The 21,691-nt window shown below is 67.1% G+C and carries 24 protein-coding genes; 18 read left to right on the top strand and 6 right to left on the bottom strand.

What is annotated here, in order from left to right; genetic code table 11:
* The first annotated feature begins 26 nt into the window (after positions 1-26).
* The 10 genes from OUY36_RS15930 to OUY36_RS15885 all read left to right on the top strand — a co-directional run bounded on the left by OUY36_RS15930 (position 27) and on the right by OUY36_RS15885 (position 6,887).
* Entirely contained in the window at positions 27-338 is a 312-nt protein-coding gene (locus OUY36_RS15930) for a DUF2288 domain-containing protein (RefSeq protein WP_110776231.1), read from the top strand.
* Positions 339-437: 99 nt separating this feature from the next.
* The gene (gene atpD, locus OUY36_RS15925; protein WP_267935075.1) at positions 438-1,850 is read left to right on the top strand and encodes a F0F1 ATP synthase subunit beta; all 1,413 of its coding nucleotides are present in this window, start codon (positions 438-440) and stop codon (positions 1,848-1,850) included.
* On the top strand, positions 1,847-2,284 hold the full coding sequence (locus OUY36_RS15920) for a F0F1 ATP synthase subunit epsilon (RefSeq protein WP_267935073.1): 438 nt from the start codon (positions 1,847-1,849) through the stop codon (positions 2,282-2,284). The genes atpD and OUY36_RS15920 overlap by 4 nt, the downstream gene beginning before the upstream one ends.
* On the top strand, positions 2,281-2,565 hold the full coding sequence (locus OUY36_RS15915) for an AtpZ/AtpI family protein (RefSeq protein WP_267935071.1): 285 nt from the start codon (positions 2,281-2,283) through the stop codon (positions 2,563-2,565). Before OUY36_RS15920 ends, OUY36_RS15915 begins: the two co-directional genes overlap by 4 nt.
* A gap of 10 nt (positions 2,566-2,575) precedes the next feature.
* Complete coding sequence (locus OUY36_RS15910; protein WP_041106788.1) at positions 2,576-2,842, top strand: N-ATPase subunit AtpR; 267 nt, start codon at positions 2,576-2,578, stop codon at positions 2,840-2,842.
* The gene (locus OUY36_RS15905) at positions 2,839-3,504 is read left to right on the top strand and encodes a F0F1 ATP synthase subunit A (protein ID WP_267935069.1); all 666 of its coding nucleotides are present in this window, start codon (positions 2,839-2,841) and stop codon (positions 3,502-3,504) included. Before OUY36_RS15910 ends, OUY36_RS15905 begins: the two co-directional genes overlap by 4 nt.
* 22 nt (positions 3,505-3,526) lie before the next feature.
* Positions 3,527-3,775, top strand: a complete 249-nt coding sequence (locus tag OUY36_RS15900; RefSeq protein WP_041106786.1) for a F0F1 ATP synthase subunit C — start codon at positions 3,527-3,529, stop codon at positions 3,773-3,775.
* Positions 3,776-3,782: 7 nt separating this feature from the next.
* Positions 3,783-4,523 (top strand): F0F1 ATP synthase subunit delta, encoded by a 741-nt coding sequence (locus OUY36_RS15895; RefSeq protein WP_267935067.1) that lies wholly within the window; start codon positions 3,783-3,785, stop codon positions 4,521-4,523.
* Positions 4,510-6,042: a F0F1 ATP synthase subunit alpha gene (locus tag OUY36_RS15890; protein ID WP_267935065.1), complete on the top strand. Its 1,533-nt coding sequence runs from the start codon at positions 4,510-4,512 to the stop codon at positions 6,040-6,042. The genes OUY36_RS15895 and OUY36_RS15890 overlap by 14 nt, the downstream gene beginning before the upstream one ends.
* Positions 6,039-6,887, top strand: a complete 849-nt coding sequence (locus tag OUY36_RS15885) for a F0F1 ATP synthase subunit gamma (protein WP_267935063.1) — start codon at positions 6,039-6,041, stop codon at positions 6,885-6,887. The genes OUY36_RS15890 and OUY36_RS15885 overlap by 4 nt, the downstream gene beginning before the upstream one ends.
* 10 nt (positions 6,888-6,897) lie before the next feature.
* Here OUY36_RS15885 and phnE read toward each other — a convergent pair whose 3' ends face one another.
* From phnE to OUY36_RS15860, 5 genes are all read right to left on the bottom strand, one after another.
* Entirely contained in the window at positions 6,898-7,665 is a 768-nt protein-coding gene (gene phnE, locus OUY36_RS15880; protein ID WP_267935061.1) for a phosphonate ABC transporter, permease protein PhnE, read from the bottom strand.
* Complete coding sequence (locus tag OUY36_RS15875; RefSeq protein WP_267935059.1) at positions 7,662-8,495, bottom strand: PhnE/PtxC family ABC transporter permease; 834 nt, start codon at positions 8,493-8,495, stop codon at positions 7,662-7,664. The genes phnE and OUY36_RS15875 overlap by 4 nt, the downstream gene beginning before the upstream one ends.
* Entirely contained in the window at positions 8,489-9,343 is an 855-nt protein-coding gene (locus OUY36_RS15870) for a phosphonate ABC transporter ATP-binding protein (RefSeq protein WP_267935057.1), read from the bottom strand. The genes OUY36_RS15875 and OUY36_RS15870 overlap by 7 nt, the downstream gene beginning before the upstream one ends.
* Positions 9,344-9,362: 19 nt before the next feature.
* Positions 9,363-10,214, bottom strand: coding sequence for a putative selenate ABC transporter substrate-binding protein (locus tag OUY36_RS15865; protein WP_102839907.1), 852 nt, complete (start codon positions 10,212-10,214; stop codon positions 9,363-9,365).
* Between the two features lie 470 nt (positions 10,215-10,684).
* Entirely contained in the window at positions 10,685-11,497 is an 813-nt protein-coding gene (locus OUY36_RS15860) for an undecaprenyl-diphosphate phosphatase (RefSeq protein WP_267935055.1), read from the bottom strand.
* Positions 11,498-11,742: 245 nt separating this feature from the next.
* On the opposite strand from OUY36_RS15860, the gene OUY36_RS15855 reads away from it, so the two are divergent.
* From OUY36_RS15855 to OUY36_RS15835, 5 genes are all read left to right on the top strand, one after another.
* A complete protein-coding gene (locus tag OUY36_RS15855; RefSeq protein WP_102839909.1) occupies positions 11,743-12,630 on the top strand; it encodes an NAD(P)-dependent oxidoreductase in 888 nt (295 codons plus the stop codon).
* A complete protein-coding gene (locus OUY36_RS15850) occupies positions 12,627-13,409 on the top strand; it encodes a hydroxypyruvate isomerase family protein (protein ID WP_110776243.1) in 783 nt (260 codons plus the stop codon). The genes OUY36_RS15855 and OUY36_RS15850 overlap by 4 nt, the downstream gene beginning before the upstream one ends.
* 119 nt (positions 13,410-13,528) lie before the next feature.
* Positions 13,529-14,875, top strand: a complete 1,347-nt coding sequence (locus OUY36_RS15845; RefSeq protein WP_200599375.1) for a spinster family MFS transporter — start codon at positions 13,529-13,531, stop codon at positions 14,873-14,875.
* Between the two features lie 157 nt (positions 14,876-15,032).
* Complete coding sequence (locus OUY36_RS15840) at positions 15,033-16,298, top strand: Hsp70 family protein (protein ID WP_267935052.1); 1,266 nt, start codon at positions 15,033-15,035, stop codon at positions 16,296-16,298.
* Positions 16,299-16,402: 104 nt separating this feature from the next.
* Positions 16,403-17,326, top strand: a complete 924-nt coding sequence (locus tag OUY36_RS15835; RefSeq protein WP_267935050.1) for a CHAD domain-containing protein — start codon at positions 16,403-16,405, stop codon at positions 17,324-17,326.
* Positions 17,327-17,386: 60 nt separating this feature from the next.
* Here the strand turns inward: OUY36_RS15835 and rapA are convergent, their stop codons facing one another.
* Positions 17,387-20,236: an RNA polymerase-associated protein RapA gene (gene rapA, locus OUY36_RS15830; RefSeq protein WP_267935048.1), complete on the bottom strand. Its 2,850-nt coding sequence runs from the start codon at positions 20,234-20,236 to the stop codon at positions 17,387-17,389.
* A gap of 149 nt (positions 20,237-20,385) precedes the next feature.
* Between rapA and OUY36_RS15825 the strand changes: the two genes are divergently transcribed.
* The 3 genes from OUY36_RS15825 to OUY36_RS15815 are packed head-to-tail and all read left to right on the top strand — an operon-like array spanning position 20,386 to position 21,459.
* The gene (locus OUY36_RS15825) at positions 20,386-20,682 is read left to right on the top strand and encodes an aspartate-semialdehyde dehydrogenase (RefSeq protein WP_110776248.1); all 297 of its coding nucleotides are present in this window, start codon (positions 20,386-20,388) and stop codon (positions 20,680-20,682) included.
* A gap of 1 nt (position 20,683) precedes the next feature.
* A complete protein-coding gene (locus OUY36_RS15820; RefSeq protein WP_267935046.1) occupies positions 20,684-21,301 on the top strand; it encodes an alpha-ketoglutarate-dependent dioxygenase AlkB family protein in 618 nt (205 codons plus the stop codon).
* Complete coding sequence (locus OUY36_RS15815) at positions 21,298-21,459, top strand: hypothetical protein (protein ID WP_267935044.1); 162 nt, start codon at positions 21,298-21,300, stop codon at positions 21,457-21,459. The genes OUY36_RS15820 and OUY36_RS15815 overlap by 4 nt, the downstream gene beginning before the upstream one ends.
* The last annotated feature ends 232 nt before the right edge of the window (positions 21,460-21,691 follow it).

The raw sequence follows: 21,691 nt of genomic DNA, 5'->3' as shown, positions 1-21,691 counted from the left end.
CGCCCTTTTCGTTACGGACGAATCCCATGGCCGACGACGCAAGCACTCTTTATGCCAAGCTGCTGGGCGAAACCGCAGCGATCACCTGGCAGGAACTGCAACCTTTCTTTGCCCGCGGCGCGTTGCTGCAGGTGGCCGGCGAGGCCGATCTGGTCGAGGTGGCGGTGGCAGTAGCCGAAGATGATCAGACCAAGGTGGCCGCCTGGCTGACCAGCGGGCAGTTGGCGAAGATGCCTGCCGAGCAGGCGCAAGACTGGCTGGAGCGCGATCCTGACCTCTGGGCCGTGGTCGTGGCGCCCTGGGTGCTGGTGCAGGAGCGTACCGCCACCGCACCATGACGGTGCCTTGATGGCCTGCGGCGTCGCCGCGCTTGCGGGTTCGCCTGTCCGGTAGTTCACTTTGCTGAGACCCATTGGACCTAGAAGGGGCCAGCGGCGATGGCAGAGGTACTCGAAGGGCGAATCACGGCGGTGCGTGGCGCGGTGCTCGACGTGCGGTTCGAGGGCGGCTTGCCGGCGCTCGGCGAGGCGCTGTCGATCGTGACCGAACCAGTCTCCCTGTTCGCCGAGGTCCAGGCGCACCTCGACGAATCGCGTATTCGCGCCATTGCCTTGGGCAACACCGCGGGTCTGCCACGTGGCCTGCCGGTGAGAGCCCTGGGCGGACCGCTGCAGGTGCCGGTCGGCCCCGCCGTCCTGGGGCGCCTGCTGAACGTGCATGGCGAGGCCGGCGACCTCGGTGATCCGCTCGAATCGACGCTGCCGCGGCGGCCGATCCTGCGCCAGCCGCCACCGCTGGCATCGCAACGGGCCAACCGTGAGCTGTTCGCCACCGGAATCAAGGTCATCGACCTGCTCACCCCGCTGGTGCAGGGCGGCAAGGCGGCGATGTTCGGCGGGGCCGGAGTGGGCAAGACGGTCCTGGTCATGGAGCTGATCCACGCCATGGCAGCGCGCTACCAGGGCATCTCGGTGTTTGCCGGTGTCGGCGAACGCTCGCGTGAAGGGCACGAGATGCTGCTCGACATGCGCAGCTCCGGCGTGCTCGATCACACCGTGCTGGTCTACGGGCAGATGAACGAGCCGCCCGGTGCCCGCTGGCGCGTGCCCTTCACCGCGCTGACCATCGCCGAATACTTCCGCGACGAACGCCGGCAGAACGTGCTGCTGCTGATGGACAACGTCTTCCGTTTCGTGCAGGCCGGCGCCGAGGTCTCCGGTCTGCTCGGCCGGCCTCCGTCACGGGTGGGCTATCAGCCGACGCTGGCCGACGAGGTCGCCGAGCTGCAGGAACGCATCGTATCGGTCGATGGCGTTGCGGTGACTGCCATCGAGGCGGTTTACGTCCCGGCCGACGACTTCACCGACCCGGCGGTCAGCGCGCTGGCCGCACATGTCGACAGCATGGTCGTGCTGTCGCGCAGCATGGCGGCGCAGGGCATGTACCCGGCAGTCGACCCGATCGCCTCGTCGTCGCTGATGCTCGATCCACTGGTGGTAGGGGACGAGCATGTGCGTATCGCCACCGAGGTGCGCCGCGCCATCGAGCGTTACCGCAGCCTGCAGGACGTGATCTCGCTGCTGGGCGTCGAAGAGCTCGGCGTCGACGACCGCCGCATCGTCAACCGCGCACGTCGCCTGCAGCGCTTCCTGACCCAGCCGTTCGCGGTGACCGAGGCCTTTACCGGCATGCCGGGGCATTCGGTGGCGCTGGCCGATACCCTGGCCGGCTGCCGGGCGATTCTCGACGGTGAGTGCGATGACTGGCAGGAGCGCTCGCTGTACATGACCGGCACCCTGGAGGACGCGCGCGCCCGCGAAATGGCCTCACGTCAGGAGGCGCGCTCATGACCTCGCCGTTGCACCTGCTGCTGACCACCCCACAGCGTGTCCTGATCGACGCCGAGGTGGTGGCGCTGCGGGCCGAGGATGCCAGCGGCGCCTTCGGCATCCTGCCGGGGCATACCGACCTGCTCACGGTGCTGGTGCCGACCGTGCTGCGATGGCGCCTCGCCGATGGCAGCAGGCATTACTGCGCCGTCAGCGGCGGCGTGCTCAGCCTCAGCGCAGGCGAGCTGCGCATCGCCTGCCGCGAAGCGGTGCTCGGCGAGCGCCTGGACACGCTGCAGGCGGAGGTGGACAGCGAACGGGAGGCGCGTCGCGAGTGCATGCGCCAGACCCGCGTCGGGCACCTGCAGCTGCACACCAGCGCGGTACGCCAGCTGGTGCGCTATCTGCGCGCCGGCGAGCCGACGCCTTTCACCGAGGATGGGGGCCAATCTTGAAGCGACCAGCGTCCTCGGCAGATCGGCTCGGCGACGCGGCGCGGCAAGCGCAGCGGCGGGAGACCCTGGCGCGCGATGACCCCGAACCCTCCCTGGCGCGGCGACTCGGCCAGGTCGGTCTGCTCGGCTGGATGATCGTCACGCCGTTGCTGCTGGGGCTGCTGGTGGGGCGCTGGCTGGATCGTCTGCTCGGCAGCGGGGTGCTGTTCTCGGCGGCCCTGGTGGTCGCCGGTGCGGGGCTCGGCCTGTGGTCGGCCTGGCGCTGGATGGATCGACAATGAGGAGAAACTGATGCCGACATGGTCGTTCTGGCTGACCGGCGCCGTTGTCGGGTGGCTCACCGGATGGCTGCACTTCTCGGGGCTGGCCTTCAACCTGCGCCTGTTCGGCGAAGGGCGGCTCGCCGCGGCGCTGGCGCTGCAGTGGCTGCGTATCGGGCTCAGCGTGGCCCTGCTGGCCTCACTGATAAACCTGGGGTTGGGTGCCTTGCTCGGCGGTTGCCTGGGCCTGCTGCTGGCGCGCTGGCAGCTGATTCGCCGGCGAGGGCCGGCCTCATGATCCATTCACCCCTGACCCATGAAACGCTGTTCTGGATCGGCCCGCTGCCGATCAGCCACCCGGTGGTTGTCACCTGGGCACTGATGGCCCTGCTCGGCATCGGCAGCTGGTGGCTGACGCGTCGCCTGGCGCTGCATCCGTCGCGCCTGCAGGCCGTGCTCGAGCTGCTGGTGACCACGCTCGACGCGCAGATCCGGGACACCATGCAGGTTGCGGCGGCGGCGCCCTACCGCGGGCTGATCGGCTCGCTGTTCCTGTTCATTCTCGCCGCCAACTGGAGCGAGCTGGTGCCCGGCATCGAGCCGCCGACAGCGAATCTCGAGACCGACACCGCGCTGGCGCTGCTGGTGCTGGTCGCCAGCGTTGGCTACGGCATCGCACGGCGTGGCCTGCGCCGTTACCTGCGTGCCTTTGCCGAGCCCAGCTGGCTGATGGTCCCGCTCAACCTAGTGGAGCAGATCACCCGGACCTTTTCGCTCACCGTGCGGCTGTTCGGCAACGTGATGAGCGGCGTGTTCGTCATCGGCATCGCGCTGTCGTTGGCCGGCTTGCTGGTGCCGATTCCTTTCATGGCGCTGGACGTACTGACCGGCGCCATCCAGGCCTACATCTTCAGCGTGCTGGCGATGGTCTTCATTGGCGCCGCGATCGGCGGCGACTGAACAACCCACTCGGAGTCTTGCCATGGACAACATGATTCAGATCGTCAGCATTCTTGGCGCCGCCCTGGCGGTGTCCTTTGGTGCCATCGGCCCGGCCCTGGCCGAAGGCAAGGCGGTCGCCGCCACGATGGACGCCATCGCGCGCCAGCCGGAGGCCGCCGGAACGCTCTCGCGAACGCTGTTCGTCGGTCTGGCGATGATCGAAACCATGGCCATCTACTGCCTGGTGATCGCCGTGTTGCTGCTGTTCGCCAACCCCTTCGTGCAGTGAGGCGCGAATGAGCCTGGACTGGTGGACCCTTGGCCTGCAGGCGATCAATGTCGTCGTTCTGGTCTGGCTGCTGTCGCGTTTCCTGTTCAAGCCGGTCGCGCGGATCATCGCTGAGCGACAACAGGCCGCCGAGCATCTGCTGGCCGAGGCGGACCAGGCGCGCCAGGCAGCCGACGAGACGCGCACGCGTATCGAGGCCGAGCACCAGGCGCTGCAGGCGCAGCGCGACGCCGCCCTGGCGCAGGTCGAGCAGGACGTGCAGCAGGCACGTGAGCAGCTGTTGCAGGCCGCTCGGGCAGAGGCCGACGAGCACCGTCGCCTGGCCGAAGCACAATGGCAGACCCAGCAGGCGCAGATGCGACAGACGCTCGAAGCACAGGCTGCGCAGTTGGCCTTGGAAATCGCTGCACGCCTGCTGCAACGCCTGCCGGAGTCGGCGCGTGTGAACGGCTTTATCGAGGGGCTTGCCGAGGCTACCGCGCGCTTGCCCGAAGCGGTGCGCCAGGGCCTGGCGGAGCAGTCGGACGCGCTTGTGCTGCACGCCGCGCGTGCGCTGGACGAAGCCGAGCTGGCGGCCTGCCTCGATGCCCTGAGTGGCGTACTCGGGCGCCGACCGACGCTGGTGGTGCGGGTCGATCCGAGCCTCATCGCCGGGCTCGAACTCCAGGGGCGTACTGCGCAGGTGCATAACAGTCTGCGGGCCGATCTCGCCCGGGTGCAGCAGGAGTTGCAGCATGGCGCAGGATGACCTCGATAAGCCGAACGATGGCTGGCTGGCACGCCAGCGGGCGGCGCTGGCGCGGGCGCTGGTCGGCAGCGAGGGTCTCGAGACCGGACGTGTCGAGCAGGTTGCCGATGGCATCGCCCATGTCAGCGGCCTGCCCAGCGTCCGCCTCGACGAGCTGCTGCGCTTCGCCGATGGCAGCCTTGGCTTCGTCATGAGCCTGGAGGAGGGGCACCTGGCGGCCGTGCTGCTCGATCGTCAGACGACGTTGGCGGCCGGCATGCCCGTCTTCGGTTCCGGTCAGGTGCTGCAGGTGCCGGCCGGCCCGGCGCTGCTCGGGCGGGTCGTCGACCCGCTCGGGCGTCCACTGGACGATCGCGCCGCGCCAGAGACGGCCGAATGGCTGCCGGTCGAGCGACCGGCCCCGGCAATCATCGAGCGAGCCTTGGTCAGCGAGCCGCTCGACACCGGCGTGCTGATCGTCGACGCCCTGTTCGCCATCGGCCGCGGCCAGCGTGAGCTGATCATCGGCGACCGGGCCACGGGCAAGACCTCCCTGGCGCTGGACGCGATCATCAACCAGAAGCACTCGGACGTGATCTGCGTCTACGTCGCCGTCGGCCAGCGTAGCGCGGCGGTGCAGCAGGCCATCGAAGCCGTGCGCCGGCAGGGTGCGCCGGAGCGCTGCGTGTTCGTTGTCGCCACTGCTGCCGACAGTGCGGGCCTGCAGTGGCTGGCGCCCTTCGCCGGGTTCAGCATTGCCGAGTACTTCCGCGACCGTGGCCAGCATGCGTTGATCGTCATCGACGACCTCAGCAAACATGCCGCCACCCATCGCGAACTGGCCTTGCTCACCCACGCGCCGCCGGGCCGCGAGGCCTTTCCTGGCGATATCTTCTACCTGCACGCGCGCCTGCTCGAGCGCGCGGCCCGGCTGTCGCTCGAGCGTGGCGGCGGCTCGCTGACCGCCCTGCCGATCGCTCAGACCGAAGCGGGCAACCTGGCCGCCTACATCCCCACCAACCTCATTTCGATCACCGATGGCCAGATCGTTCTGGACAGCCACCTGGCGGCGGCCAATCAGCGCCCGGCGGTCGAGACCGGCCTGTCGGTCAGCCGGGTCGGCGGCAAGGCGCAGCCCAAGGCGCTGCGTCAGGTGGCCGGGCGCTTGCGCCTGGAGTACTCGCAGTTCCTCGAGCTGGAAATGTTCACCCGCTTCGGCGGTCTGGGCGATGCCCGGGTGCGGCAGCAGATGACCCGCGGCGAGCGGATCCGCGCGCTGCTGGTTCAGCCGCGCTTCACTGCCCTGCGGCGCAGCGATCAGATCGCGTTGCTCGCCGCCCTGGCCGAAGGCACCTTCGATGAGCGCCCGGTCAGCGTGATCGCTCCGCTGCAGCAGCGTCTGCCGGGTTGGCTCGATGCCCATGCGCCGACGTTGCGTGAGGCCTTGGAGCAGGGTGGCGAACTGGACGATGCCGCTCGGCAGCGGCTGGTGCAGACGGTGGCCGCGCTGTGCGACGAGCTGCAGCAGGGCGGGGCATGAGCGGCCGGCTGGGTGAGGTTGCGCGCCACCTGGAGACCACCCGCGAACTCGGGCTGGTGATTGGCGCCATGCGTGCGATCGCTTCGGCGCGCTCGCGCGAGGCGCAGCGCTCGCTGGCGGCGGTACGCGACTACGCGCAGACGCTCGGAATCGCCATCGGTGAGGCGCTGGCCTTGCCGCGCGAGCCGGCGGACGAGCTGCCCATGGCAAGGCAGCCGCGGCAGGTGGTCCTGGCTATCTGTGCCGAGCAGGGCTTCGTCGGCGGCTTCGATGCGCGGCTGCTGGAAACCCTGGCCGGTAGCCTGGACGCGGATACCGAGCTTTGGTTGCTGGGCGAGCATGGGCAGGTCGCAGCGCCCGAGCACCGGCTGGTACCGGCCTGGAGCGCATCCATGGCGGTGCATCTGGACGATGTGCCGGAGCTCGCCACAACCTTGCTCGAGCGCATCTACGCCGGGCTCGATGAGCGGCCGCTGCATTTCAGTCTGCTGCATGCCCAGCCAGGTGAAGCCGGGCCGCCAACCCTGCTGTCACGACGTCTGCTGCCGTTCGACTATGGCCGCTTCCCCCAGGCCAGCCGCGGGTCCGCGCCCTGCACGCACCTGTCGTCGGCGGCGCTGGTGGCCGGTCTGGCTGACGAGTACCTATTCGCTGAACTGTGCGAAGCGCTGGTGTTGGCCTATGCCGCGGAAAACGAAGCGCGGATGCAGGCGATGATCTCGGCTGAGGGGCATCTGCAGGAGCGCCGCGAGTCGCTGCTCGGCGAATACCGGAGCCTGCGCCAGGACGAGATCACCGAGGAAATCATCGAGCTCACGCCGCGTGGCCGACCGAGCGGCGGCTGAGTGGCTGGACTCAGCCGCGGACCCAGCGCATGCGCATCCAGCCACTGGTGGCATCGACGACCAGGACCATCAACAGCATCGCCAGGATGACGGTCGAGGCCTGGGCTTCCTGGAACAGGCTGAGGCTCATGTAGAGCATCTGGCCGAGGCCCCCGGCGCCGACGAAGCCCAGCACGCTGGCCATGCGGATGTTGTTTTCCCAGCGATATAGCGTGTAGGCCACCAGCTGCGGCCATAGTGTCGGCAGGGTGCCGTAGCAGAACGCGGTGATCCGGCCGCTACCGGCGAGGCGCAGGGCGTCGGCGGGGGGCGGCGGGGTGTTCTCCAGCGCCTCGGCGAACAGCCGCCCCAACACTCCGGCCGTGTGCAGCGCCAGCGCCAGGGTGCCGGCGTTAGGTCCTAGCCCAGCGGCGAGCACCATCAGCGCCGCCCACACCAGTTCCGGAATCGCCCGCAGCGCATTGAGCAACAGCCGCGATGCAGCTTGCGCAACCAGGCCGAAGCGCCCCGCGGCCGGTAGCGCCAGCAACAGGCCAAGAACTGCCGCGAGCAGGGTGCCGATGGCCGACATGGCCAGGGTTTCCAGCGTGCCGTGAGCGATCGCCCGTAGATGACTGGCCGATAGATCCGGGGTCATGAAGCCTGACGCGTAGGCAGCCATCTGGGTCAGGCCGTCGCGGCTGAGCAGCGCGGCACTGTCCAGTTGCAGGAAGGCGAATGCTGCCACCACGGCACCGAGCAGACCCAGCGGGATGAGCAGGCGCGACAGCAGCCTCATGCGAACCTCCAGCGCAGCAGCCGGCTGAGCAGGTCCGCCAGCAGCACCAGGGCGAGGAAGGTCAGCAGCATGCTGGCCACCTCGCCGCCAGCGAACATGCGCATCGACAGATCCATCTGCTGACCCAGGCCGCCGGCGCCGACGAAGCCCATCACCACCGATGCACGAATCGCGCACTCCCAGCGGTAGACGCTGTAGGACAGCATCTCTCCGGTGGCCTGCGGCAGCACGCCGTAGAAGAACGCCTGCAGCCGGGAGGCACCGCCGCCGAGCAGCGCGCGGGTCGGCAGCGGATCGACCGATTCGAAGATCTCCGCATAGACCTTGCCGAGCATGCCGGCGTAGGTGATGGCGATGGCCAGCACGCCGGCCGTTGGGCCGAGGCCGACGGCGCGAACAAACAGCAGCGCCCAGACGATTTCCGGGATGCTGCGCAGCACGATCAGCAGGCCGCGCACCGGCCAGCGCAGGGCGTGCGTCCACCAGGCCGGACGGCCGCCTCGGCTGAGCGCCGAAAGCGACAGCGCGCGGGTGGCGAGAAGGGCGCAAGGGATGGCGATGGCCAGCGCCAGAGTCATGCCGGCGGTGGCGATGGCCAGGGTTTCCAGCGTCGCCTGCCAGAGCAGGGCGAGGAATTCGCTGCCATGCTCCGGCGGCCAGAAGGCCGTAACGAAGCTGCCCATGGTATCGGCGTTGCTGCCGTCGAACAGCACGCTCAGGTCCAGCTCGCTCAGCCGCAGGCCCGGCCACAGCAGCGCCACGGCCAGCAGTGTCAGCAGCAGGCGAGAGGTGGCGGCAGGGTCGCGGGGAACGAGCGCGGGGTTCAGCATCGCGGAATGTTCAGCTGCACGCGCGGCGCCGGTGCCGATGCTGGCGGGCGTCCGAGCTGCTCGTTGGCGTACAGCGCGGTCAGCTCGTCCTGACCGACCGCAGCGGCGGGTTTGTCGAACAGGATGCGACCGTCCCGCACGCCGACGATCCGCGGGAAATGCCCCAGTGCCAGCTCCACCGCATGCAGGCTGGCCAGCAGGGTGGCGTTGCGCCGTTGCGCCTCGCAATTGAGCAGGCCGAGGGTGTGGCTAGCCAACACCGGGTCCATTGCCGAAACGGGTTCGTCAGCGAGGATCAGGTCCGCACCCTGGTAGAGCATGCGGGCGATACCGACGCGCTGCAGCTGGCCGCCGGAGAGCTGATCGCAGCGCATGTACAGCTTGTCTGCCAGGTCCAGGCGACCGAGTGCGTCGGCAGCGCCCTGGCGATCCAGTGGGTAGATCAGGCTGAGCAGGCTTTTGGCGAGCGACCACTGGCCAAGACGACCGGCCAGCACCGCGGTGATGACCCGTTGCCGAGGTGGCAGCGGCGGCGCCTGGTGGATCAGGCCAATGCGCGTACGCAGGCGCTGGCGAGCCCCGGCGGAGAGCGACCAGGGACGCTGTCCGAGCAGCTCGACCTCGCCGCTGGCGGGCTTGAGTGCCGTGGCCAGCAGACGCAGCAGGGTGGTCTTGCCGGCACCGGACGGGCCGATGATGGCGACGCGCTCGCCGGGTGCGACCTCCAGGTCGATGCCCCGTAGCGCCAGCTGGCCACCAGCGTGCGTGTGATCGACACCGGCAAGCCTCAGCGCCGGGCCGTGCGCTGCGGCATGGTCCGGCGTCTGGGCGGTTTGCAGGCTGTTCATGAGCGACGCGAACGTGGCGTCACTTCAGCAGGCCGGCCGCGCGCGCAGCCTCCTCGATGCCTTTGTAGTTTTCCGGCTTGGTCTCGATGAAGCGCGAGGCGGCCTGCAGGTCGAGAATCGCCTTGTGCTCCGGGTTGGCCGGGTCGAGGGCGAGGAAGGCTGCCTTGATCTTTTCGACCAGCGCCGGATCGAGATTGCCGCGTACCGTCCAGTTGTAGTCGTAGTAGGGCGGGGTGGTGGAGATCACCCGGACCTTATCGGTATCGACCTTGCCGGCCGCAACGAGCTTGTCCCAGACCGAGGCGTTGAGCACGCCGGCGTCGGCCTTGCCGGCTTCGACCCAGGCCGCAGTGGCGTCATGGGCACCGGAGTAGGCGATGCGCTTGAAGTACTTCTCCGGCTCGATGCCATCCTTGAGCATGAAGTAGCGCGGCATCAGGCTGCCGGAGGTGGAGGACACCGAGCCGAACGCGAAGGTCTTGCCCTTCAGGTCGGCCAGCGATTTGACCTCTGGGTCGGCGGTGATGAACTTGCTGGTGAACTGCTCGTCCTGCTCGCGCTGCACCAGCGGGATAGCATCGCCGGTCTTCAGGCGGGTCTGGACGAAGGTGAAACCGCCGAGCCAGGCGAGGTCGAGGCGATCGGAGGCCAGGGATTCGACGACGGCGGCGTAATCCGACACCGGGGTGAATTTCACCGGCATGCCCAGTTGCTGTTCCAGATACTCGCCCAGCGGCTTGAACTTGCGGATCAGCTCGGTCGGTGCTTCGTCGGGGATGGCGGAAACCCGAAGGGTTTCAGCCGCATGGGTGGTCGTAATAGACAGGGACAGGGCAAGGCCGGCGACGGCTGCCAGGGAGCGCTTCAGCATTGAGGGTTCTCCGGTTCAATAGCGGAAAAAGCGCGCGGATTATAGAACCTCTGCGGCACATCGCGGCAAGGGAAAGCGCCATCCGTGCCTCGGCGCGGCGCCAGGCAAGTAAATCGGCGCGCACGGCGAACTTTTTTCAGCGGCCATACCTAAGGAATCTGTAGTGGCCGAATATCAGCAAAGTGCCACCCGCGCAGGGCAAGGGATACGAATGTGAAAGGCGGTAAGCGGCGGAAAACGACGATGGTCTGGGCGGATGGTCATTCCTTCAGGGAGGTTGCACGGGTAGAGGCTAGCTCGCCGGACACCATGCCCCCGCGCAACGCACCGCTTGGCGAGAAGATGCTGGTCGAGGCGCGTCTGGCCGTGGTTCTACTCGGGCCACTGCTCATCGATCTGCCCCAGACCTGAGGCCGAACCTCGACCTCCCTGCCGCGGATCACTGCGGCAGGGCATTCGCGGCGGGCTGCTCAGACAGCGCTGAACAGCAACAGCAGCACGACACCGAGTATCAGTCGGTAGATCACGAATGGCAGCATGCCGACACGCTCCAGCAGCTTGAGGAAGAGGTGGATGCACAGATAGGCGCTCACCGCCGACAGCACCACGCCCAGCCCCATCGCCGGCCAATCCACTGGCGCACCGCCTTCGACCAGATCCAGTGTGCTCAGCGCACTGGCGAGCACAATCACCGGAATCGACAGCAGAAAGGAGAAGCGCGCCGCGCCCGAGCGCGACAAGCCGAGCAGCAGGCCGGCGGTCATGGTCACACCCGAGCGTGAGGTCCCGGGAATCAGCGCCAGTGCCTGGGCACAGCCGATCAGCAGAATGTCCTTCCAGGAGAGGCTGTGCTCGTCGCGCGGTTGCGCGGTGCGCCGGCTGACCACATCCGCCCACCACAGCAATATGCCAAAGCCGATGGTGGCCCAGGCGATCACCAGCGGTGAGCGCATGTGCACCTCGATGAACCCCTTGAACAGCAGACCGGCGATGCCCACCGGAATCGTGCCGAGAATCACCGCCCAGGCGAGCCGACTGTCGCCGACGCGCTCGCGACGTCCGAGCGAGGTAAACCAGTCGCGGCTCATGCCGAACACCTCCTGGCGGAAATACCAGACCACGGCGGCGAGCGTGCCGAGGTGCACCGCCACGTCGAATGCCAGTCCCTGGTCGTCCCAGCCCACGAGGTGTGGGAAGAGGATCAGATGAGCCGAGCTCGAAACCGGCAAGAACTCGGTAAGCCCCTGCACGATGGCCAGGACGATGATCTGAACTAATTCCATTGCGTACTTCCTGCGATCTGTTCGAATGCGCGCCGCAGCAGGGCGCGTGGTTGAGTGGCGTGATGAGGCCGGGCCTCGGAGCTTCCTTCAGAGGCGCGCGAGGGCGGATCGTTCCGGTTGGCTCGGCGATTTGCTCGTCGGTGGTCTCGATGTACGGCTCGTCGGCGTGAAGCGAAGGCGGATCGCATGGCCGTTCGCGACGGTGCGGCGCTAGAATCAGGGCCTTGTTTGCCAAGGAGCCGTCCATGTCCGATCTGCCAACTCTCGCCTTCGCCGGTATCGGTCTGATGGGCCTGCCGATGTGTCGCCGCCTGCTCGCCGCAGGTTATCAGCTGGTCGTCTGGAACCGCTCGCCCGACAAGTGCCAGCCGCTGATCGAACTTGGCGCCAGGGCCGTGGCGACCCCCGCCGAGCTCTGTGCCGAGGCCGACATCGTGCTGCTGTGCCTGGCCGATACCGCCGCCGTGCGCGAGGTGCTGTTCGGCAAGGGGGGCATCGCCGAGGGCGGCAAGGCCGGCAAGCTGCTGGTCGACCATTCCAGCCTGGAGCCGACAGCGACCCGCGACATGGCCGCCGAGCTGGAATTCCGCAGTGGCATGCGCTGGGTCGATGCGCCGGTCTCCGGTGGCACCGCCGGCGCGGAAGCCGGCACGCTGGCGATCATGGCCGGCGGGCGCGCCGAGGACGTCGAACGGGTACGGCCGATTCTGATGAACCTGGGCCAGCGTCTGACCCATATGGGTGAGGTGGGCGCCGGGCAGGTGACCAAGGTCTGCAACCAGATGATCGTCGCCTGCAATGCCCTGGTGATCGCCGAGGTGGTGGCGCTGGCCGAACGCGCCGGGGTCGATGCCAGCCTGCTGGCGCCGGCACTGGCGGGCGGTTTCGCTGACTCCAGACCGTTGCAGATTCTTGCCCCGCAGATGGCTGCGAGTGAGTTCGAGCCGGTGAAATGGCACGTGCGCACCTTGCTCAAGGATCTCGACACCGCAGTGAAACTGTCCCGCGAGCAGGGGTCGGCGACCCCCTTGAGCGGTTTGGCCGCGCAGCTGATGCGCCTGCACGGCAGCCAGGGCAACCTGGAGCGCGATCCGGCAACGCTGGTCGAGATGTACCGGGAGGGCGACCAGTGAAGATCGCCGCCAACCTCTCGCTGCTGTTCACCGAGCTGCCCCTGGCCGAGCGCATCCTCGCCGCCCGCGTCGCCGGCTTCGATGGCGTGGAAATCCAGTTTCCCTATGAAGTGCCGGCCATCCAGTTGCGCGAGCAGCTCGAGCGCGCCGGCCTGCCACTGGTGCTGATTAACCTGCCGGCCGGCGATCTGATGCAGGGCGGTCCCGGGTTGGCAGCCGTGCCGGAACGGCAGGAGGCCTTCGATGCGGCCCTGCAGGAGGCGCTGACCTATGCACTGATGGTGCGTCCAGCGTGTGTCAACGTGCTGCCGGGCCGCCTGGCGGAGGGCGTCGAGCGCGAACTGGCGCTGGAGACGCTGGAGCACAACCTGTGGAAGACCGCCGATGCCTTCGACATGCTCGGCATCCGCGTGCTCTGCGAAGCGATCAACCCGCTCGACATGCCGGGATTCCTAATCAACAGCGCGGCGGATCTGGAAGCGTTGCTGGAGCGGGTTGACCACCCCAACTGCATGGCGCAGCTGGACTTCTACCACATGGCCCGCCAGGGCCTGGACCTGCCGGAGTGCATCACCCAGCTGGCCGGGCGTATCGGTCACGTACAGTTCGCCGATTGCCCCGGGCGCGGCGCCCCGGGCAGCGGCGAAGTGGACTTCGCGGGTGCGCTGCAGGCGTTGCAGACCAGCGGCTACCAGGGCTGGCTGGGCGCCGAATACAAGCCGGGCGAGCAGGGCAGCGAGGCCAGTCTGGGATGGCTGGCCGATTGGCGTGCCCGCTGACCATCGCGCGGCATAAGCGAGGCTGATGTTCGGAGACAGGATCAGGTACAGACTCTAGAGTCATCGTCGAGTCCCGGCTGGTCTGCGGCCGGAATATAAGAACAATCGAGACCGACGTCATGCAGCCTTCCACCCAAGCTTCCAACGCCTGGCGCGTGCTGTTTCTGCTGTTTCTGGCGAACCTGTTCAACTTCTTCGATCGCACCATCCCGGCGATCATCGCCGAGCCGATTCGTCTGGAATGGAGCCTCAACGACTTCCAGCTCGGCCTGATCGGCACCGCCTTCACCATCGTCTATGCCATTGCCGGGCTGCCGCTCGGGCGCATGGCCGACCTCGGTTCGCGGCGCAAGATCATGGGCTGGGGGCTCACCGCCTGGAGCGGCCTGACGGCGATCAACGGGCTGGCCTGGAATTTCTGGAGCTTCCTGCTGGTGCGTATGGGCATCGGCATCGGCGAGGCCAGCTACGCGCCGGCCGCCAACTCGCTGATCGGCGACCTGTTCCCGGCACACAAGCGGGCGCGGGCCATGGGCATCTTCATGCTGGGCCTGCCGCTGGGACTGCTGTTGGCATTCTTCACCATCGGCTCCATGGTCGAGTTCTTCGGCAGTTGGCGTGCGCCCTTCTTCATCGCCGCGGTGCCGGGGCTGGTGCTGGCGCTGTTCATCTTCCTGATCCGCGAGCCTAAGCGCGGTGCGGCGGAGACCGTCAAGGTCTCGCAGGAGCCGGTGCAGCAGCCGGTGCGCAAAGTCCTGGCCATTCGTACCTTCTGGTGGCTGGTGCTGGCCGGGTTGGCGTTCAACTTCGCCACCTACGCCTGCAACGCCTTCATGGTGCCGCTGCTGATGCGTTACCACGGGGTCTCTTTGGTCAATGCCTCGGTCGCCACCGGCGTGATCGTCGGCCTGACCGGTTTGATCGGGCTGACCCTGGGCGGCTGGGTCGCTGACCGCATCCATCAACGCTTTGCCCGTGGCCGGCTGGTATTCGCCGCGGTGAGCATGCTGATCGCCACGCTCGCGACCGGCTACGCGTTGCTCGCCGGGCGGATCGACGTGGGCCTGTTCGTTGCGGTGTTCAGCATCGGCTGGCTGTTCTCCTACAACTTCTATACCTGCGTCTATACCGCGATCCAGGACGTCGTCGAACCGCGCCTGCGGGCCACGGCCATGGCGCTGTTCTTCGCCGGTCTGTACCTGCTCGGTGGCGGCATGGGCACCGTGGTTGTGGGGCTGCTTTCGGACCACTTCGCCGAGGCGGCAATGCTCGCGGCAGGCGCCAGCGAGATGGCCGAGGCCTTCCGTGCGGAAGGGCTGCACGGGGCGATGTATCTGATTCCGGCGTCGCTGCTGCTGACCATGGTGTTCCTGTTCCAGGCCTCGCGGACCTTCTGTGCCGATGCCAAACGCATGACGGCGGGGATGACCGCCGCAGCGCCCGGCGCGGAGGCGGTACCTGCCTGATACACGTTGCGTCATGGGGTTTGTGCCCGGACCAGCAATGGCCGGGCATTTTTTATCCGGACAAGGCCGGCGAGGGGTTGAGCGACGATAGGCCTGCAACGGCGGACCACCTCCTTTACACTGCGCGGCCGTTTTTTCTGTACCCGCGGACCACGCCATGCTCAATGCTTCACCCGCCCGCGCCTGCGGCATCGATTTCGGCACCTCCAACTCCACGGTCGGCTGGTGGCGGCCGGAAGCCGATCCGCTGATCGCCCTCGAGGGTGATCAGCCGACGCTGCCGTCGGTGGTGTTCTTCAACCTCGAAGAGCGCCGCCCGGTCTACGGCCGCCAGGCGCTGCACGAATACCTCGAAGGCTACGAAGGCCGGCTGATGCGCTCGCTCAAGAGCCTGCTCGGCTCCAAGCTGCTGAAGAGCGAAACCACCGTGCTCGGTAGCGCCATGCCGTTCAAGGAGATCCTTGGCCTGTTCCTCGGCACCCTCAAGCAGCGGGCCGAGACGGCCGCCGGCCGGCCATTCGAGGAAGTCGTGCTGGGGCGGCCGGTGTTCTTTGTCGACGACGACCCACAGGCGGACCGCGAGGCATCGGAGACCCTCGCCGCTGCCGCCCGCAAGATCGGCTTCAAGGAGGTCTCGTTCCAGTACGAGCCGATCGCCGCGGCCTTCGACTACGAGTCGCGCATCGAACGCGAGGAGCGTGTGCTGATCGTGGATATCGGCGGCGGTACCTCCGACTTCTCGCTGGTGCGTCTGGCGCCCGAGCGCCGCGCGGTGGACGACCGGCAGGCGGATATCCTCGCCACTGGTGGCGTGCATATCGGCGGCACCGACTTCGACAAGCAGCTCAGCCTGCACGGGGTGATGCCGCTGTTCGGCTATGGCAGCCGGATGAAGAGCGATGCGCCGATGCCCACCAGCACCCACCTCAACCTCGCCACCTGGCACACCATCAACGCGGTCTACGCGCCAGCGTCGCAGCGCGCGCTGCAGAGCATGCGCTACGACATCGTCGATCCCACCGGTATCGACCGCTTGTTCCGCCTGATCGAACAGCGCGCCGGGCACTGGCTGGCGATGCAGGTGGAGCAGGGCAAGATCGAGCTGACCGAGCAGCAGCGCTTCGCCATCGACTTCCAGCGCATCGAGCCGGATCTGCGCGTCGAGCTGAGCCGGCCGGGCTTCGAGAGCGCCATCGCCGCGCTGCTCGAACGCATCGGCGCCAGCATTGGACAGCTGCTGGCCGATGCCGGTGTGCGTGCCGAGGAGGTCGACACGGTGTTCTTCACCGGCGGTTCCAGTGCCATTCCCGCGTTGCGCGACAGCGTCGCCGAGCTGCTGCCGCGGGCGCGTCATGTCGAGGGCAACCGCTTTGGCAGCATCGGCAGCGGGTTGGCGATCGAGGCACGCAAGCGCTACGGTTGAGGCGGGCCGCAACGTTATGCGCTGATACAAAAACTTCACGCAAGTGAATCAACGCCGGGAGCGAGGTGCGGGTCCCATTAACGGTGCTCAAACGGAGCGTCTTTATGGAGAGCAATTCGATGGGCTATCGCATTCGCCCCAATCGCAATGCCGCCAAAGAGGTGCGCAAGGCCGCCCGGCAGCGCATCGACAAGGCGGTCCAGGCGCTTTCGGTCGATGCGGATGGCCGTGCGGAAGGCGTTCACCAGGCGCGCAAGCGCTTCAAGGAGTTGCGCGCCCTGCTGCGGCTGGTGCGCGAGCCGCTCGGTGCGCGCTTCAAGCTCGAAAACCGGCGGCTGCGCGACATGGGGCGACGCCTTGCCGAGTCTCGCGATGCCACGGCGATGCTGGAAAGCTGGGATGCGCTGGCGCGGGCCAACCAGCCATTGTTCGTCAGCGACGCGTTCCGCCAGATCCGTCTGCAATTGCAGCAGCGCGCTGCGCCGGATGGCGAGGTGCACGGAGATTTCGAGACGGAGCTGACCGAGGTGCTGGGCGAGCTGCGTGCGCTGACCCAGGATGTGCAGCACTGGAAGCTGTCGGGCAAGGGTTTCGGGCTGCTCGCCAATGGGCTGCGCCGCACCTACAGCGATGGGGCGCGGGACCTGGAACGGGCTGAGCGGGACGGTTCGGATGAATTGCTGCACGAATGGCGCAAGCGGGTAAAGGATCACTGGTATCACTGCCAGCTGCTCTCGCCGTGCTGGCCGGATGCGCTGGAAAGCCGCGCCGAGCAGCTCAAGCAGGTCGCCGATGCCTTGGGCGATGACCACGATCTGGCGATGATGGCCCAGCTGATGCAGCGCGAGCCCGACCTGTTCGGCGCACCGGAGACTCGAGAACAGTTGCGGTGTTGTATCGAGCAGCGCCGCGAACAGCTGCAGCAATGCGCGCTGCGCCTTGGCCGGCGGCTCTACGCCGAAAGGCCGAAGGCGCTGGTCACCCGAATTGCGGCCTACTGGTGCATCGCCCGGGCGGAGCGCCGTTAGCTTCGCACGTGGCCCTGAGGGCGGGCCTCAGCCCGCCGATCATGGCCGGGATGCGCCAGCTTATCCGGCAACCAGCACGCGTATGGCTTCCAGGCGCAAGGCAGCCTTCTCCAGCGCTGCCAGGCCGTCTTCGCGCTGCTGACGCAGGGCGTCGATCTCGCTGTCACGTACGCTCGGGTTGACCGCCTGCAGCGCCACCAGTCGCGCCAGTTCCTCGTCCAGCCCGGCCTTGAGCTTGCGCTGGGCTTCGGCGACGCGTTCGACATGGCGCGGCTTGATCTTCGCCTCGGCGGCGGCGATCTGCGTGGCCAGTACGTCGCGCTGGGCCTGGACGAACTTGTTGGCGCTGGCCCGCGGCACGCTTTCCAGCTGATCGTTGAGCGTATCGAAGGCCACTTTGGCCGCCAGATCATTGCCGTTGCCGTCGAGCAGGCAGCGCAGCGCCAGCGGTGGCAGGAAGCGGCTCAGCTGCAGCGCGCGCGGCGCCACCACCTCACTGACGAACAGCAGTTCGAGCAGCACGGTGCCCGGCTTGAGCGCCTTGTTCTTGATCAGCGCGACGGCGGTGTTGCCCATGGAGCCGGACAGCACCAGGTCCATGCCGCCCTGCACCATGGGGTGTTCCCAGGTGAGGAACTGCATGTCCTCGCGGGCCAGGGCCTGCTCGCGGTCGTAGGTGATGGTCACGGCCTCGTCGTCGCCCAGCGGGAAGCTGGCATCCAGCATCTTTTCGCTGGGACGCAGTACCAGAGCGTTTTCCGAATGATCTTCGCTGTCGATGCCGAATGCATCGAACAGCTGCTCCATGTAGATCGGCAGGGCGAACTGGTCGTCCTGCTCCTCGATGGCTTCGACCAGCGCCTTGCCTTGTTCGCCGCCGCCGGAATTGAGCTCCAGCAGGCGGTCACGGCCGGCATGCAGCTCGGCTTCCAGGCGTTCGCGCTCGGCGCGGGCTTCGTCGATCAGCAGTTGATAAGCGTCGTCGTCACCTTCTTCCAGCTGCGCCAGCAGCCGTTGACCAAAGCGGTGCTGCAGTGCGTTGCCGGTCGGGCAGGTGTTGAGGAACGCGTTCAGCGCCTGGTGATACCACTGGAACAGGCGCTCCTGCGGGCTGGTCTCCAGGTACGGCACGTGCAGCTGAATGGTGTGCTGCTGGCCGATGCGGTCGAGACGTCCGATGCGCTGCTCGAGCAGGTCCGGATGCGCCGGCAGATCGAACAGCACCAGATGGTGGCTGAACTGGAAGTTGCGGCCTTCGCTGCCGATTTCCGAGCAGATCAGCACCTGCGCGCCGAACTCCTCGTCGGCGAAGTAGGCCGCGGCGCGGTCGCGCTCGAGGATGCTCATGCCCTCGTGGAAAACCGTGGCCGGGATGCCGGAGCGCACGCGCAGCGCGTCCTCCAGATCCAGCGCGGTCTCGGCATGGGCGCAGATGACCAGCACCTTGTACTTCTTCAGCATCTTCAGGGTGTCGATCAGCCACTCGACACGCGGATCGAACTGCCACCAGCGGCTCTGCTCGTCGGCCGGTTCCTGCTGGCTCTGGAAGGCGACTTCCGGATACAGCTCGGCGTGTTCGCCCAGCGGCAGTTCCATGTATTCGGCCGGGCAGGGCAGCGGATAGGGGTGCAGCTGGCGCTCGGGAAAGCCCTGTACGGCGGCACGGGTGTTGCGGAATAGCAGACGGCCGGTGCCGTGACGGTCGAGCAACTCGCGGATCAGCCGGCTGCTGGCCTCGATATCGCCATCGGTGGCGGCGGCGAGCAGGGCTTCGCCTTCGGCACCAAGGAAATCGTGGATAGTTTGGTGAGACTGCTGCGAGAGACGGCCCTCGTCGAGCAGTTCCTGCACGGCTTCGGCCACCGGCTGGTAGCTGGAGCTCTCGGCGCGGAAGGCGTCGAGGTCGTGGAAACGATTTGGATCGAGCAGGCGCAGGCGTGCGAAGTGGCTGTCCAGGCCCAGCTGTTCCGGGGTCGCGGTCAGCAGCAGCACGCCGGGAATCACCTCGGCCAGCTGTTCGACCAGCGTGTATTCGGCGCTGGCGCCTTCCGGATGCCAGACCAGGTGATGCGCCTCGTCCACCACCAGCAGGTCCCAGCCGGCGGCGAAGGCGGCGTCCTGGGCGCGCTCGTCTTCCTTCAGCCACTCCAGCGATACCAGCGCCAGTTGGGTGTCTTCGAACGGGTTGCTGGCATCGCTCTCGATGAAGCGCTCGGCATCGAACAGCGCGACTTCCAGGTTGAAGCGGCGGCGCATCTCCACCAGCCACTGATGCTGCAGGTTCTCCGGTACCAAGATCAGCACCCGGCTGGCGCGGCCGGAGAGCAGCTGGCGATGGATGATCAGGCCGGCCTCGATGGTCTTGCCCAGACCCACTTCGTCGGCCAGCAGCACGCGCGGGGCGATGCGGTCGGCAACTTCCTTGGCGATGTGCAGCTGGTGCGCAATGGGTTGCGCCCGCACGCCACCGAGGCCCCACAGCGAGGACTGCAGCTGGGCGCTCTGGTGCTGCAGGGTGTGGTAGCGCAGGCTGAACCAGGCGAGCGGGTCGATTTGCCCGGCGAACAGGCGATCGCTGGCCAGGCGGAACTGGATGAAGTTCGACAGCTGGGTTTCCGGCAGGGTGCGGGCTTCGTTCTGCGCGGTCAGGCCGTGGTAGACCAGCAGGCCGTCGACGTCGTCGACCTCGCGCACGGTCATCTTCCAGCCTTCGAAGTGGGTGATCTCGTCACCCGGGACGAAGCGTACGCGGGTCAGTGGCGCGCTGCGCGTCGCATACTGGCGGGTTTCGCCGGTGGCCGGGTAGAGCACGGTGAGCATCCGCCCATCCTGGGTGAGGATGGTTCCGAGGCCGAGTTCCGCCTCGCTGTCGCTGATCCAGCGTTGCCCCGGTAGATACTGCTGCGCCATGCTGCCTCCCGCTGTGAAAAAGCCGGCTATGGTAACGGAACGTCGCCACGAGAGCGACGGCCGATGGCGACTGCTCGACGCATCAAGTGTAGCGGTCCTGCTAAAGTTGGCCGGTGTTGCGCCGACTCATCGGCAAAGAGGGCTCAAACATGCTGCCACCCATTCCAAGCGGCGTATTCCCGGTCAGTGCCCAGCAGGACGCGGTCAAACCGCGCCCCGAGGTGGCGCCGGTGACGCCGGTGCAGCCAAGCTCCGGCGAAAGCGCCGTCACCCTCGATCGCCGGCATCCGCAGGAGAGCGCGGAAATGCTGCGCGACGAGCAAAGGCGCCGGCAACGCCGCGGTTACACCCCGGAAGAGCTGGCCAAGGGCGAGACCGACGAGCAGGATCAGGCCGGTTTGGAAGAGCTTCCACGGCAGGGCCTCTGGGTCGACGTCGAGGTCTGAGGTGTTGACGACCGACCCAAGCGTTGTTTCATCGATCGAGTTGCCTGACGCCGTGTTGGATTACCGGGCGGGCTGGGTAGACGGCGATACTGCCGACGCCTGGCAGCAGGAGCTGCTCCGCGCCACGCCCTGGACGCAACCGGAGATACGCATCTACGGCCGCCGGGTTGCCGTGCCGCGGCTGGCCGCCTGGTATGGCGATGCCGAGGCCGGATACCGCTATTCTGGCCTGCGGCATGAACCGCTGGCCTGGACACCGCTGTTGCAAGACATCCGTCAGCGTCTGCAGAACGAAACTGGTCATCGCTTCAATGGCGTATTGCTGAACCTGTATCGCGACGGACGCGATGCCATGGGCTGGCATAGCGATGACGAAGCCGAGCTGGGTCGCAATCCTGTCGTGGCATCGTTGAGCCTGGGAGCCGAACGACGCTTCGACCTGCGGCGCAAGGGCAGCGGGCGTATTCAGCACTCGCTGCTGCTTGGGCATGGCTCGTTGCTGGTCATGAGCGGCGCGACGCAGCATCATTGGCAGCACCAGATCGCGCGGACCAGCAAGGTATCGCAGCCGCGCCTCAACCTGACCTTTCGCCTTATCCGGCCGGGAAAGAACGCATGAGCAGTGACGAGAACCTGATCGATTTCAGCGCCGAGCGTGCACGCCGCATTCATGACCTGAACGACAAGCGGCTCGAGGAGATGCGCAAGACCTTCGAGCAGGTCCTGCCGCTTGGCAAATCGAAGAAAAAGAGCAAGAAGCCGACAAAGAAACGTTGATCGGCATGCCAGCTCGCGCGCCACACCGGCAATCCATACCGATTCGCTATTAGCGATCGCCTCCGCTATTCGCGGTCTGCCCGTTTCAGGGCCATTTCGTCCGAAACCCTTCCCCAATACCCCCGTTTTCTTGACCTGGATCAGTCGTTGCGCGCGCCTGGGATCGGCATTTTGCGGCCATTGACCCGGGTCAATTTTTTCCCGATCACCCGGGTTTACCTTGCACCCATCG

The organism is Stutzerimonas sp. R40042 (assembly GCF_026642215.1).
Lineage (GTDB): Bacteria > Pseudomonadota > Gammaproteobacteria > Pseudomonadales > Pseudomonadaceae > Stutzerimonas > Stutzerimonas frequens.
This window is presented reverse-complemented; position numbering and strand designations above follow the sequence as displayed.

Excerpts from the sequence above, each read along its gene's own strand:
- OUY36_RS15815 (WP_267935044.1), top strand. The coding sequence starts at position 21,298 with ATGAGCAGTGACGAGAACCTGATCGATTTCAGCGCCGAGCGTGCACGC.
- OUY36_RS15855 (WP_102839909.1), top strand. The coding sequence starts at position 11,743 with ATGTCCGATCTGCCAACTCTCGCCTTCGCCGGTATCGGTCTGATGGGC.
- OUY36_RS15930 (WP_110776231.1), top strand. The coding sequence starts at position 27 with ATGGCCGACGACGCAAGCACTCTTTATGCCAAGCTGCTGGGCGAAACC.
- OUY36_RS15860 (WP_267935055.1), bottom strand. The coding sequence starts at position 11,497 with ATGGAATTAGTTCAGATCATCGTCCTGGCCATCGTGCAGGGGCTTACC.
- phnE (WP_267935061.1), bottom strand. The coding sequence starts at position 7,665 with ATGAGGCTGCTGTCGCGCCTGCTCATCCCGCTGGGTCTGCTCGGTGCC.
- OUY36_RS15875 (WP_267935059.1), bottom strand. The coding sequence starts at position 8,495 with ATGCTGAACCCCGCGCTCGTTCCCCGCGACCCTGCCGCCACCTCTCGC.
- OUY36_RS15900 (WP_041106786.1), top strand. The coding sequence starts at position 3,527 with ATGGACAACATGATTCAGATCGTCAGCATTCTTGGCGCCGCCCTGGCG.
- OUY36_RS15890 (WP_267935065.1), top strand. The coding sequence starts at position 4,510 with ATGGCGCAGGATGACCTCGATAAGCCGAACGATGGCTGGCTGGCACGC.
- OUY36_RS15895 (WP_267935067.1), top strand. The coding sequence starts at position 3,783 with ATGAGCCTGGACTGGTGGACCCTTGGCCTGCAGGCGATCAATGTCGTC.
- rapA (WP_267935048.1), bottom strand. The coding sequence starts at position 20,236 with ATGGCGCAGCAGTATCTACCGGGGCAACGCTGGATCAGCGACAGCGAG.
- OUY36_RS15865 (WP_102839907.1), bottom strand. The coding sequence starts at position 10,214 with ATGCTGAAGCGCTCCCTGGCAGCCGTCGCCGGCCTTGCCCTGTCCCTG.
- OUY36_RS15845 (WP_200599375.1), top strand. The coding sequence starts at position 13,529 with ATGCAGCCTTCCACCCAAGCTTCCAACGCCTGGCGCGTGCTGTTTCTG.
- OUY36_RS15885 (WP_267935063.1), top strand. The coding sequence starts at position 6,039 with ATGAGCGGCCGGCTGGGTGAGGTTGCGCGCCACCTGGAGACCACCCGC.
- OUY36_RS15910 (WP_041106788.1), top strand. The coding sequence starts at position 2,576 with ATGCCGACATGGTCGTTCTGGCTGACCGGCGCCGTTGTCGGGTGGCTC.
- OUY36_RS15870 (WP_267935057.1), bottom strand. The coding sequence starts at position 9,343 with ATGAACAGCCTGCAAACCGCCCAGACGCCGGACCATGCCGCAGCGCAC.
- OUY36_RS15835 (WP_267935050.1), top strand. The coding sequence starts at position 16,403 with ATGGAGAGCAATTCGATGGGCTATCGCATTCGCCCCAATCGCAATGCC.
- OUY36_RS15840 (WP_267935052.1), top strand. The coding sequence starts at position 15,033 with ATGCTCAATGCTTCACCCGCCCGCGCCTGCGGCATCGATTTCGGCACC.
- OUY36_RS15905 (WP_267935069.1), top strand. The coding sequence starts at position 2,839 with ATGATCCATTCACCCCTGACCCATGAAACGCTGTTCTGGATCGGCCCG.
- atpD (WP_267935075.1), top strand. The coding sequence starts at position 438 with ATGGCAGAGGTACTCGAAGGGCGAATCACGGCGGTGCGTGGCGCGGTG.
- OUY36_RS15920 (WP_267935073.1), top strand. The coding sequence starts at position 1,847 with ATGACCTCGCCGTTGCACCTGCTGCTGACCACCCCACAGCGTGTCCTG.
- OUY36_RS15825 (WP_110776248.1), top strand. The coding sequence starts at position 20,386 with ATGCTGCCACCCATTCCAAGCGGCGTATTCCCGGTCAGTGCCCAGCAG.